This window comes from Paenibacillus sp. MY03 (assembly GCF_002165585.1).
GTDB classification, from domain to species: Bacteria; Bacillota; Bacilli; order Paenibacillales; family Paenibacillaceae; genus Pristimantibacillus; species Pristimantibacillus agaridevorans.
Genome location: NZ_MXQD01000025.1, coordinates 20,166 through 33,011, shown reverse-complemented (window position 1 = coordinate 33,011; position 12,846 = coordinate 20,166). Strand labels below are relative to the sequence as shown.

The following is a 12,846-nucleotide window of genomic DNA, read 5'->3' as shown; positions in this document are numbered from 1 at the left end:
CCTCTAAAACATGAAATTACGACTTCGCAAATTGCACTTTTTGTTCTTATTTTATAGGTTACAATAAAATTAGGAAAAAGCAAAGTAAAGGGAGGCACGCGTGATGAGAGATCCAGCGCCTTGGCTGAAAAGATATAGCCGGATGTGGATGATCGCCCTGCTGCTCGGTTTCATAGGACAATACTTATTCGTAAGGCAAACTTTCGGTTTGTCGGTACCCATATTCGTCGCCTTGTGTTACGGCTTGTTCTTCTATTCGGTGAAAGGCAGGCTCGGCGGTTTTGATAGATGGAAGGGGCAGTCGAAGACGGGGTGGCTGCTGTTCGGACCGATCGCGGCGCTTGCGGTCAGCTATGCCTTGTTTGCAAATGAACTGTTCCGTTCGCTGAATTTTTTGGGCCTAATGCTGCTAATGGTTGCTCAAAGCATGCTGTTAACGCGAGGCGGCTCGCAGCCCTGGCATCGTTTCGGGTTTTACGGCGACTTGTTGAAGCAGTGGCTGCTCATTCCGTTAACCCATATAGGGGTGCCTTTCGGCATCCTTGCCGGTTGGTTTCGCATCGAGAAGGGGAGCGGCCGCTTAAGCGGGAAGCTCGGCAAGATCTTACTGGGCCTTGTGATTGCGGCTCCGCTGTTGATTGTCGTCGTGGCGCTTCTTGCTTCTGCAGACGGCATCTTCCGATCCTGGATCGAGAACGTTCCCAATCTTTTCGACGTCGAATCGGTCGGTGACTGGTTTGTAAGAATATTCATCGGCGGATGCATCTCCTTCTATCTGTTCTGTTTTGTATGGGGACTGTTGTTCCGAAAGACGAAAAACGACGATGAAGGGCTCGAGGCAGCATTCCCCAGGGAACCCCATGGCAGCACGGCGGAAAAATCAGGTACGGGAGCCCATGTCGATTCGACGATCGCTGCCACCGTTCTGGTCTGCGTGAACTTCGTTTATGTTTTTTTCGTAGCGATCCAATTCTCTTATTTGTTCGGCGCGGCCGAGGGATTGCTGCCTGCAGGGACGGCATATGCAGAATACGCTCGTCGAGGTTTCGCGGAGCTCGTCGCCATTGCCATGATCAACATGGGGATCCTGTTGTTAGGGCTGCATTTCGTCAAGAAGGAGAGCGGGCTGCTAGACCGATTCAGGCAAGTGCTGCTGACCGTGCTCATGAGTTGTACGCTCGTCATGTTAATATCCGCGTACAGCAGGTTATCTTTATACGAGGAGGCATATGGTTTTACACAGCAGCGGCTGCTCGTGCATGGCTTCATGATTCTGCTCGGAATTATGATGACGGCCGCTATCGTCCGAATCTGGTATGGCAGATATTCGCTGGCCAAGGTCAATATTGCGCTTGCGGTTGTAGCCTACGTCATTATGAATTATGCTAATCTTGACGCGCGGATTGCGGAGAACAACGCGGAGCGCTATGAGCGGAACGGACGCATGGACTGGGCGTATATGTCCACCTTGTCGGCGGATGCGGCGCCGGCTCTCCTGAAATTGCAGGAGCGGCATCCGGAGCTTAAGGAAGTTCGAGATATTTTAGCGGAATTAAGGCTGGAAGCGAAGGACAGGAAGGGATGGCAGTCCTGGAACCTGTCGCATAGAAGGGTTGAGAAATTAGAAAGTCATGGATAGGACGGGAGGTGAAAGCTTGAGCAGGAGAAAACGATGGCTGTTGCTCTACATTCCGGCTTTCATTTTGGCGATGTATCTCTTCTTGCATTTTGAGAACAACGCGATCGAAATATCGACTCACCGAATCGCATCGGAGAAGCTGCCGCAAGGGTTCGACAGCTATCGAATCGTCCAGCTCTCCGATCTGCAGAGCAAAATGTTCGGAAGGGACCAGCGTCCACTTCTCAAGAAAGTGGAGAAGCTGAAGCCGGATCTGATCGTGGTCACCGGAGATCTCGTTGACGCGCATCATTATGACGGGGAAGCGAGTTACGCAATGATGGAAGGAATCGTACGTATTGCGCCGGTCTACATGGTGGTAGGCAATCACGAATATTCGGCGGCCGAGTATCCGGAGCTCGAGGAGCGTCTGATCAAGCTGGGCGTGCGCGTGCTGCGCAATGAACATGATATGATCCCGCTTGGAGACGGCTTTTTGCGGCTGGTCGGCGTCGATGATCCGTTGTTTAACCGGGAAGGCGACGGGAGCGCGGACAAGCTGAATATGCATCTGGCGGAAGCGATGGAAGGCATCGAACATCCGGAATCGTATACGATTCTTCTCTCTCACCGGCCTGAGCTGTTCGACGTATATGCCGAGCAAGGACTGGATTTGACCTTCGCCGGACATGCGCATGGCGGTCAATTCCGTATTCCGTTCGTGGGGGGCGTCTATTCGCCCGAGCAGGGCTTCTGGCCGGAGCTGTCGGAGGGAAAACACGACAAAAACGGCTCATCGCTCATTATCAGCAGAGGCCTCGGCAACAGCGTTATTCCTCAACGGTTATTTAACCGGCCCGAGATGATTTCGGTGGATCTGGTTCGCGGAGGAGGAACTTCGTAAAATTGTTCTTGGCAAGCTTACAAAAAGGCGATTGTTCCTAATGGATGAGCCAATGCGCTGCTCGGCCCGATCGCGTACAATAGGGTATGGATCATGACGAAATCGAAGGATGAGAGACCATGCCCTGCTACCATGGGAAAGTTGTCATAGTCAGAAACGAAGGCACGATTATTTTCGGACATATATGGGAAAATTCCCCGAGCTCGAGTTCCAAAACAATTACGGGCTCCGGCGAGAGCACGGTGGAGGAAGAGGAGCTGGCAAGCGCTGAAAGCAGCTCCGTCAGGAGGGGCCGCGGACGCATACGCAAAGCCCGGAGGCGCAAGAGGCGGTAATTATAATTTAATGAATTAAGCGATAAATCTGTACAGACCCGTCTTCGGGTCTATTTTTTGTGAGCTTGTCAATATTGGAATTGTCTTTTAGAATAATAGAATTAATCGCGTCAGAGGGGGACGACGGATGAAATTGCTGGGGATCCAAAGCAGGCTATTCGTCAGCTATATTTCTTTAATTCTGGTCATAGCTCTCATTCTTGGCGGCGTTTTTTATTTGTTCGTATCCTCGTATATCCAAAACAAGGTTTTGTCTACTTACAAGCAGCTCGTGACTTCTGCCTCCTCCCAGTACGATATCGTCGTCTCCGACATGGATGTGCTTGCCAAAGATACGATCGTCAGCCGCATTCCATATGCGGATGAGATGAACCTCCCGCCCCTCGCCAATCCCATATTGTATTTAAATGATTTCTTTTTTCTCGACAGAACGGTTGCCGAAGGAATCGCCTTCGAAAATCCGGAGCTCGGAAAGACGGAGCTGATCACGGGTATCATCAATGCGGTAAACGGATTGAATTATCGCGCGACCGAAGTGCTGCTTTACGATATGAACGACATTATGTATTCGGCTCCGTTTAACATCGCGGAAGAAATGATTCGGGAGCGCCGCGACTTGCTTGCCTCCGCTCCCTGGTTTCGCGAGCTTATATCGGAATACGGGAATACGCATCTGCTCGGACCATACCGGACGAACTGGTACGGAAGCAAGCCGGGGCACGTGTTTTCCTGGTTCCGAACGTTTCGATTTACATCCGATCCCGAGCGGAGAGCCGTCATCGAAATTCAGCAGGACTACGAGAAGATCGTAAAGATCGTAGAATCATCGTTCGGTTCCTACGCGAATCGTGTACATATTTACGGGTCCGAGGGAGAACTCGTTTATCCCGTCGAAGCTGCCGTCTCCGAGAGGCTGCACCCGGAACGGCTGGCTTCCTATGCGCCGCAAGCGGACAAGGCTTTCCTGACGGAACGGAACGAGTCGGAGGATTCTGGCCGACAAGCGCTAATTGCCATGAGGTCCGGCTATACAGGCTGGACGATCGCGCTGTCGATGGATTACGAAGTTCTATACGCCGAGCTTTACGCGTTTCGCAACAATATCGCTACCGTCAGCGCTTTGATGCTCATTTTCGCCTTTTTGCTGTCTTATTTCGTTTCCAAAAGTATTACCCGCCCTTTGAAACTGTTGCACGGCGCAGTTCGCAAAAGAGGGAGGGGCTTGAATCTCAATCCTTTGACGGAGAAGCAGGAGAAGAAAATCGCATCCTCCGCGGAGGAAATTTCGCAAGTATATTCTACGTTTAAGGATACGTACTCGAGGCTGGAGGAGTCGATGAACGACACTATAGAAGCGAGAACGAGAGAAGCAGAGGCTTACATGGCGGCGCTTCAGGCGCAGATCAATCCCCATTTCCTGCACAACACGCTGGCGGTTATCGCCGCGGCGAGCGAGGAAGGGGATATCGAGAAGACGGCGCGGATGTGCTATCAGCTTTCCGATATGCTGTATTACGCCTCGACCCAAAGCGAAACGATGTCGACGCTCCAGCACGAGCTCGACTATTCGATGGATTACTTGTCTCTCATGAAAATGAGGTTTGAGGAAAAATTGATTTACGATATCGATATCCCGGAAACGCTTCTGTCAATGCCGCTTCCGAAGCTAGTGCTTCAGCCTCTGATCGAAAATTGCTTCAATCACGGGTTCAAGCTCAGCAAGCCGCCTTGGACTGTGCGGATTTCGGCGTTCGAAAGCAATGCCGGTTGGGAGTTATCCGTCGCCGACAACGGGATCGGGATCGAAGACGGCAAGCTGGCCTCCATTTACTCGCGGCTGATTCCCGCATCTTCGCCGCAGGACGGCCGAATCGCCGACCCGGCAGCGGGAGGAATCGGCTTAATCGGCTCTATTCGTCGCTTGACGCTGCTTAACAAGGCCAGGTTCTCGTTCGAGCTTGGCCGAAACGAAGCTGGGGGATTTACCGTCAGGTTCAAGTTTTTAAAATAATAAACGGGGAGGTCAAGACATGGTTTGCAGAATTGTAGTTGCGGAAGACGAACCGCCGATCTTGCGCGATCTGATTCAGAAAATCGAAGGCATGGGGGCGGGCTTTCGCGTCGTCGGCCAAGCCTGGGACGGGGAAGAAGCGCTCGAGCGCGTCAGAACCCTTCGGCCGGATGTGTTGCTTACGGATATCCATATGCCGATGCGAAGCGGCCTTTCCTTGATTGAAGCGGTCAAGGCAGAGTTTCAGGGAATCGTTTGCGTGATTCTGAGCGGATATCGCGAGTTCGACTTCGCACAGCGCGCATTGCAACTCGGCGTTGACGATTATCTGGTGAAGCCGGTTACGCCCGAAGCGTTCGAGAGAGCCATAAGAGCCGCCAAAGCGAAGGCGGACGAGCGATATGACCGCGACATGAACACGGCCTTAAACGCTTTTATCCGCCGCAGCCGCATTGCCGCCGAGTACGATCCGGAGTCCCGCCGCATTGGTTTGCTATACGTCGTGATTAACCACCCTTTCCGCAACCATCCCGAAGGATCGCGGTCGCGGGATTTTATGGCGGAGGCATGGTCGAATCGCGGATTGGGTCCGATATTGGACGAGTTAAGAGAAATACCGGAGGAACCGGCGTGGATCATCGAAGGAAACTTCAATAACGAGATCATCATTGCGTTCGATGAGTCGGGTAATGATCCTCAGCGGATGATAAACGTTTGGAATCGCCTTTCGGCCTCTGCCATCGACCGCTCCTGGTACGCGACGGGAGCGTCCGGGGGCTCTGAGTTGAACGCCGAGGCTTTGTCCACGGAAATCGACCGCTTGCGGGCGATTTCGCGAGAAGGAGCCGTCATGGGACTAAGCCGGCTATTTAAACATCGGGAGCCGCAGGCTCAATCAGGATGGACGACGGCGGACGAGAAATCGATCGCCTTGCTCTGTCATAACGGTCAGACGCCGCAGCTTCTCGCTGCAGTCGACCGATTGCTGGAGCGCTGGACGTCGGACCGTGTGCCGAACGTAACTCTCGAACGCGATCTCGTCGGATTGCTGACGCTCGTCGGGCGCAGCGCCAATCATATCGAGCTTTCGCAAAGCCGCAACGCCGAGCGTCTCGTGGAGGATTTGCTTTCGGATTGCGGAGAACCCGATCGGCTTAGACGGGTGATCGCCTCGACGATCGAAGAAGCGGTTGATGCAAACCCGGAACCGACGAGAACGGATTACGAAGAGGTTGTAAACCTCGTCTGCAGGTATATGGAAACACATTATCCAAATAAGTTGACATTGCGCGAGTTGGCGCAGCAATTCGGACTGAGCGAGTCCCACTTGTGTAAACTTTTCAAGAAATACAAGGACGAATCTCCGATTGAATATTTGCTTAAGGTTCGCATTGAGCAATCGAAAAAGCTCATTGTGGAAAACCCTTCGTTTAAGTTCAAGGAAATCGCAGAATTGGTCGGATTCGCCGATCAATACTACTACAGCCGCGTATTTCGCAGCCAGACGGGCTGCACCCCTTCCGAATACCGGGCAATTTCAGCAAAATAATGCAAACCCCCGAACAACATCATCCATTTTGTTGAGCGCTTTCATCCATTATCATTTAGATGCAAGGGCAGTACGACTTAAATTTCGGGGGGAAAGAAGAATGAGGAAATCCAGAAAGATCGCGGTTACATTAAACGTCTTGCTGGCGGTCATGTTGTTATTGTCCGCGTGCGCAAATTCAAAGAACGACGGCAAAGCGGCTTCGACCGCACCGGGCGCACCGGAATCCAGCCAGCCAGCCGGCGAAAAACCGCAAGCCGATCCGGTCACGCTGACGATGCTGATCAATAAGGATTGGTACACGGAGTCGTTTCAAGCCGCACTCAATCGTTACGAAGAGAAAACGGGCAACAAGCTCGACGTTCAAGTCACGCCGGGCGGACAGCCTTTCTCCGACGCTCTGGCCGGCAAGATGGCAGCCAATGAAATTCCCGACATTGTCGCGTACTACGGTACGGAAAGCCAGCTGAAAAGCATTCAGGCGGACCAAAATTTCCTCGACATTTCCGGGGAACCGTATATTTCGAAAATCAGCCCGGCCATCGCCGAGGTTCCCGTTTATTTGAAGGTAGGGGGCGTACAATATGGCATTCCGGCCGCGGCGGTCAACGTGACGGGCGTCATCTACAACAAAAAAGTGTTCGCCGCCAACGGCATCGAAGTGCCGACGACATGGGAAGCGTTTATCGCAGCGGCAGAAAAGCTGAAAGCGGCAAACGTGACGCCGATTTATGAGGCATTGAAGGACGGTTGGCCGACGTTGTTGTTCCACTATTCCCTGGTCGCAAATATTGTCCAGAAAGACAATCCAGGGATTATCGATCAAATCAATGGCGGCAGTTACGATTTCACGACGGACCCGGCTTTCCGGCAAGTGCTTGAAAAATTGAAGGAAGTTGCGGACAAGGGGTTATACAACAAAGATGCCGGGTCGGCAACCTATGACAGCCAAATCGCGGCGCTTGCGAACGGCACGGCGGGCATGATTCTGCAAGCCGACTGGGCGATTCCGGTCTTGATCGAGAAGTTTCCGGAAGCGGGAAAAGATATCGGAATGTTCCCATTGCCGATCAACGACGATCCGTATCTCGCGTTTTCCGATCCTTGGGCGCTATATCTAAATAAAAACTCAAAACAGCTTGATGCGGCAAAAGGGTTCTTCGAATTTTTTACGAGCGACGAAAACTTGAACGCCTACTACGGACAAATGAAAGGTATGCCGTCCTTCGTCGGCATCAATACCGAGCTGAACCCTGGCACAGCCGAAGTCGCGAGCTTGATGGAGGAAGGTAAAGCGAAGCCGTTTTACCACGGCATTCTGGCACCCGGCATCTCGGTCGACTTTGATCGCGCGTCGATTGTGCTGAAAGGAAAATCGGTCGACAAGGTGCTCGAAGAGACGCAAAAAGGTTATCTGAAGAGCGGAAAAGACGCAAAGCTGCCGGGCTTCTAAGAGAAATGCTTATACCGAAGGGAAGGGTCGAAAGCTTGCTCCTTCCCTTTTTTAATTCATACATCAGAAGGTGAAGTGAAATGAGAAACAAATATTATTCGCTCTACTTGGTTTTACCGCAAGCATTGATTTATGCCGTCCTGTTTTTAGTTCCGGCCGCCGTGGGGATGGGGGCGGCGTTTACCGACTGGCATGCGCTCAACGACAAAGGCATTCACTTTGTAGGACTCGAGCATATCCGATACGCGTTGTTCGACGATCCACAGACGGCTCTCGCCTTTCGCAATACGGTCATCTACGCCTTCATGGTTATGGTGCTGCAAAATATCGTCGGTTTGGGCCTGGCTTTGCTTATGAACATGGCATTTAAAACGAGCGGCTACATTCGCAGCGCCTTCTTCTCGCCCGTCATTTTTTCTTCTCTTATCATCTCGTACACGTTTTCCGCGATTTTGTATCCGAACGGCCCTTTCGATCAGCTTCTTACGGCGCTTGGGCTTGGGGACCAAATCATGGGATGGCTGACGGACAAGGATATTAACATATTCGTCATCAGCTCCATCCATGGCTGGTGGTGGATGGGTTTCTCGGCGACGATCTTTCTCGCGGGCCTGAAGCTTATACCGTCCGAGCTAAACGAAGCCTCGAAAATCGACGGAGCGACGGCGTTTCAAAATTTTCGCAACATCACCTTCCCGCTTATCGGACCGGCCATTACGGTCAACATGATTTCGGCCTTCATCGGAACGATGAAAGCTTTCGATCTGCCGTATCTCATGGCCGGCAGCGGAGGCACGAACGCTCCGACGGTCATGGGACTCGTCGTACTCCATATGAGCTCCGGCCAACGGGCTTACGGCACGGCGATCAACCTGATTCTTGTCGTCAGCATTCTGCTTCTCGCGATCCCGATGATTTACTACTTCAAGCGGCGGGAGGTCGATTTGTGATGCGGACCAAAAAAAACAAACTCAAACTCGGCGCTCTGGAATTGTTCACGTTGCTGCTGACGCTGGTCGTGCTCATTCCGTTCTACTTCGCGGTCCAGATTTCGTTGAAATCACCTGTCGAAGCGGCTCAATTGAATTTCGCGCTGCCCGAACGGCTACATTTCGAAAACTATACTGAAGTGTTAAAAACGTCGAATTTCAAGACCGGTTTGTATAACAGCATCTATTTCGCGGCGTTCGCCATCGTTGTCCAGATGCTGCTGTCTTCTGCGACCTCGTTCATTCTGGCGCGACGACAGGATGGGATCACCCGGCTTTTATATGGCTTTTTTCTTTTCGGTCTTATTCCCGGCGGTTTTCTTATTCCTACCGTGCTTGTCATGGACTATTTGCAACTGTACGGAACTAGGATCGGCTTCATCCTGCTTGGTGCGGCGGGCGGGACTTCCCTGCTTGTGTTTTTGATCACAGGTTTTATCCGATCGATTCCGAAAGAAATCGACGAGTCGGCGATGATGGAGGGCTGCGGCGTTTTCCGCCTATTGCTCGTAATCATCATGCCGCAGTTGAAGCCGATTCTGGTTACCGGCGCGATTCTGACGTTTATGGGTACGTGGAATGATTTCATCGGCCCGTTTATATGGCTGCCGAAATCGTCTCAGCAGACGCTGCCAATGACGGTCTATCAATTCAATTCGATATACGGCACGCAATGGGAGCTGCTGTTTGCGGTATTGGTCGTCTGTGCGATGCCGGTGCTGCTTTTCTACTTGTTCGCCCAGCGATATTTGATCGAAGGCATGACGGCAGGGGCGGTGAAAGGATAATTCATTCATTCATTCATTTACGCTCGTCCGGAGAGGAGGTGAAGAGAAGCTTCATTGTTTACAAGGCCAAATCTTTCGAAATGAGGAGCGATGTTCAGTGAAAAACCGGGAAGAGATGAACCGGATTTTGATCAAACTGGTGGCCGCCATCCTGGTACTCGGCGGATTATTAGTGACGATGGACAGAAACGAAGTCGTCGCCGCGACTTCGGGCGACGCCTATGCGAACTATGACAGTGTCACGGGTACTTGGACGATGGGAACGGGGACGATCGAGAAGAAGGTGCAGCTGAGCGGAGGAAACTTCAGAATGACCCGTCTGTACAACAAACTTACTTCGCGCGAAATGCTTCAGAGCGGCCAGACCGGCACCGAATTCCGCATAACGGTGTCCGGCGCGAGCTACCACGGCAACGGCGGGGGATGGACACTGGTGAGCGAGTCTTCGGCTGTGGGGGAACAGGGTTCAGTCACCCAGGACATTACGATCCGCAACAGCGTGCTCGACGTGACGCTGCATTACATCATATGGCCGAGCACCGGCGTCATCGAGCAATATACGGAATTCAAAAACCGTACAGGCAGCGGCTATACGATCTCCGATCCGGAATTACTGTCTACGAATGTCATGTCCACCGATATCGCGTCCGGAGACACGAAGTTCTACTATTTTACCGGCGGCAATAACAAGGCGACATCTCTTCGATTGCAAACCGATACGCCTTCGAGCGGCTGGATCAGGGAACTGCAATCCGTGCATTACGGCGCGGAAGACTATTTGCAGGAAGTCGTGTACCGGCGTACGGCCCACGACGACGGAGTTCTGCTCGGCTGGAGTTACGGGAGCAACTGGTTTTCGAGGTTTAGCGGCAATGGCACAGTGCAAGTTGACGCATACGGCGCGAACGGAACGACGCTGGCCGCCGGCGCCACGCTAAGGCTTCCGCTCACCCACATCATGGTATACAAGGGAGATCTGGATGACGCGGGCAACGCGTTAAAAGATTTCCAATACCGTTACAAATGGGATTTGACTAAAGACAAGTGGGTGGGTGCCGTCAAGCCTTTTATATGGAGCGCGGGCACCAAATTCGATCACGCCAATATGTTTAGATTTACAGAGTATTTCCGTTACGTCGGAGCGGATATGTGGCATATCGACGACCATTGGTACGACCGTGCGGGCGATTGGAATAATATTACGACGACGAATTTCGGGCAATTGAACAAGCTGGCAAAGAAGAATGAAATGGACTTGATGGTATGGATGCCCATTTGGAATGCGAATGCAAGCTCGGCGGTATTGACGGCCAATCCAACATGGGATACCGCAGGTACGGTTTCGGATTGCAGCATTGCGAACAATATGCAAAACGAGCTCATAATGTCCAATTCGGCGGTAAATAGCTGGATGCTGAATAAGTTGAATTCCAAACGCGCGGAGTGGGGAGACTGGATCTGGCGGCAAGATTTTGGCGGGGGCTCCTTTGACGGCGCCGGCGTAAATCAAATCAATGCGAGCCTTAATTATTTTAAACTGATGAAAGACTTCAAAACGGCAAATCCGAATTCAGGCATCAATGTCAACAATTGCGGCGGTCGTCAAATGTCGGTGGAAGCTTTCCGCTACGCGGACATCGTTCAGACGACGGACAGCGCGAACGGGCATTATTCGATATATACGCCTTCTTATTTGTATGCGCCCGATAAGTATTGGGGAGATCTGGATGCGGGGTCTAATCTGAGTTGGTCCGCGAGCCAAGTCACTTTAAGGGCATTGTTGGGCAGCGCATGGCAATGGAACGCGGACGGAACGCCTACTCCAGCGCAATTGGAAGCATTCCGGAAAAACGCGGACATCTACCATTTCATGAAATCGATCGGGTTGGCCGGACGCTGGTCAAAAATGTATCATCCGGACAAGGTTACCAACGACGATAAAACGTATTACGTCCAGCGGATGAACAACGACAACACCAAAGGCGTCATTATTCCTCTGCACAGCCATTTCAACGCCAATTTTGTCACTGTATATCCCAAAGGGTTGCAGCCGGCTTTGAATTATACGGTCCGCTTCCACAATTCGGGCTTTCAGGTCTCGAATACGGGAGCCTATTGGATGGCCAACGGCATAGGCGCGCAAGATTGGGGCGGAGATCTCGTCTGGCTTAACGTCACCAACTATCCGGGCGCGGGAACCGATTCGACGAATCCAACAGCGCCATCCGCCGCTGCCAAAACGCTCGAGACTCAAATGAACCGCGGAGGCGTTTCGCTGACATGGACGGCCGGCGCCGACAACAATTGGGTGTCCCATTACGAAATTTACAAAAACGGCGTATACAGCACGAAGGTCGCCAAAGGCAATTATGTCTTTCTCGCGGGAGCTTCGCTATCCGATTCGTATACAATAAGAACGGTTGACGGAGACGACAATAAGTCCGCGTTCGCGACGGCGGCGACTTCGGGAGACAATGCGGCGAACTCGTTCGGAAATGTACAGGGAGCCGGAAATTGGTCTTATAAGCAGACTAGCGATCTCGTCACTTACACGAATCTGACCTGGAACGCGGCAAACGGCTACTGGAAAGGAACCGGCTATTCGATCCTGTCCCGTTACTGGAACCATCCCGATACGACGGTGAAATCGGCCCGGACATGGACCGCTCCGACAACGGGCACGGTGACCGTATTCGGGCATATCGCGAAAGGCTATGAGGGACAAGGAGGCAACGGCGTCCAGGCGAAAATCATGAAGAACGGCACGCAAATTTGGCCGGCATCGGGTTGGCAAACGATCGGGGCCACGAACACGGTCGGAATCGATTACGAATTGTCGGTATCCGTGACGGCCGGAGACAATCTTTACTTCGTGCTCGACTCGATCGGCAACACCCAGTTCGACAATACCGAATGGAGCGCGACAGTCAAATACTGAGCAAGGCGGCGTACAAGAACCGCACAGCTCCTCAGGGCATTGGACACTGGTAAACGGAAATCATTGGAGCACGTATGATCGACCTCTACGAGCGGCATCCCGCTACAAAAAAAGGGACCCGCTGCAACGGGCAGTGAGTCAGTGGTTTTCGACCAGTTTCCTCGCGTATCCGTGTAATTGCGGAGGTGTCCTAATGTCATGATTTAAAAGGCTTTGAGGCAGGTCGGCAGAGGGGGAGTTGTCCTGTGGTATCCCAAAAAG

Annotated in this window: 8 protein-coding genes; all 8 read left to right on the top strand. The window is 52.2% G+C overall.

Annotated elements, in window-relative coordinates:
- The first annotated feature begins 103 nt into the window (after positions 1 to 103).
- The 8 genes from B1748_RS20040 (at position 104) to B1748_RS20000 (ending at position 12,585) form a co-directional block, all read left to right on the top strand.
- Positions 104 to 1,639 (top strand): DUF4153 domain-containing protein, encoded by a 1,536-nt coding sequence (locus B1748_RS20040; protein ID WP_087569723.1) that lies wholly within the window; start codon positions 104 to 106, stop codon positions 1,637 to 1,639.
- Between the two features lie 16 nt (positions 1,640 to 1,655).
- On the top strand, positions 1,656 to 2,522 hold the full coding sequence (locus B1748_RS20035) for a metallophosphoesterase (protein WP_179215695.1): 867 nt from the start codon (positions 1,656 to 1,658) through the stop codon (positions 2,520 to 2,522).
- A gap of 462 nt (positions 2,523 to 2,984) precedes the next feature.
- Positions 2,985 to 4,868, top strand: coding sequence for a sensor histidine kinase (locus B1748_RS20025; RefSeq protein WP_087569720.1), 1,884 nt, complete (start codon positions 2,985 to 2,987; stop codon positions 4,866 to 4,868).
- A 19-nt stretch (positions 4,869 to 4,887) separates the two neighbouring features.
- On the top strand, positions 4,888 to 6,417 hold the full coding sequence (locus B1748_RS20020) for an AraC family transcriptional regulator (RefSeq protein WP_087569719.1): 1,530 nt from the start codon (positions 4,888 to 4,890) through the stop codon (positions 6,415 to 6,417).
- Positions 6,418 to 6,517: 100 nt separating this feature from the next.
- On the top strand, positions 6,518 to 7,870 hold the full coding sequence (locus tag B1748_RS20015; protein ID WP_087569718.1) for an ABC transporter substrate-binding protein: 1,353 nt from the start codon (positions 6,518 to 6,520) through the stop codon (positions 7,868 to 7,870).
- Between the two features lie 80 nt (positions 7,871 to 7,950).
- Entirely contained in the window at positions 7,951 to 8,820 is an 870-nt protein-coding gene (locus B1748_RS20010; RefSeq protein WP_087569717.1) for a carbohydrate ABC transporter permease, read from the top strand.
- Positions 8,820 to 9,647, top strand: coding sequence for a carbohydrate ABC transporter permease (locus B1748_RS20005; RefSeq protein ID WP_087569716.1), 828 nt, complete (start codon positions 8,820 to 8,822; stop codon positions 9,645 to 9,647). Before B1748_RS20010 ends, B1748_RS20005 begins: the two co-directional genes overlap by 1 nt.
- A gap of 97 nt (positions 9,648 to 9,744) precedes the next feature.
- Positions 9,745 to 12,585: a hypothetical protein gene (locus tag B1748_RS20000; RefSeq protein WP_087569715.1), complete on the top strand. Its 2,841-nt coding sequence runs from the start codon at positions 9,745 to 9,747 to the stop codon at positions 12,583 to 12,585.
- Positions 12,586 to 12,846 lie beyond the last annotated feature (261 nt).

Bases quoted from the DNA above. Each gene is read 5' to 3' on its own strand.
- B1748_RS20040 (WP_087569723.1), top strand. From the start codon at position 104: ATGAGAGATCCAGCGCCTTGGCTGAAAAGATATAGCCGGATGTGGATG.
- B1748_RS20025 (WP_087569720.1), top strand. From the start codon at position 2,985: ATGAAATTGCTGGGGATCCAAAGCAGGCTATTCGTCAGCTATATTTCT.
- B1748_RS20020 (WP_087569719.1), top strand. From the start codon at position 4,888: ATGGTTTGCAGAATTGTAGTTGCGGAAGACGAACCGCCGATCTTGCGC.
- B1748_RS20015 (WP_087569718.1), top strand. From the start codon at position 6,518: ATGAGGAAATCCAGAAAGATCGCGGTTACATTAAACGTCTTGCTGGCG.
- B1748_RS20010 (WP_087569717.1), top strand. From the start codon at position 7,951: ATGAGAAACAAATATTATTCGCTCTACTTGGTTTTACCGCAAGCATTG.
- B1748_RS20005 (WP_087569716.1), top strand. From the start codon at position 8,820: ATGCGGACCAAAAAAAACAAACTCAAACTCGGCGCTCTGGAATTGTTC.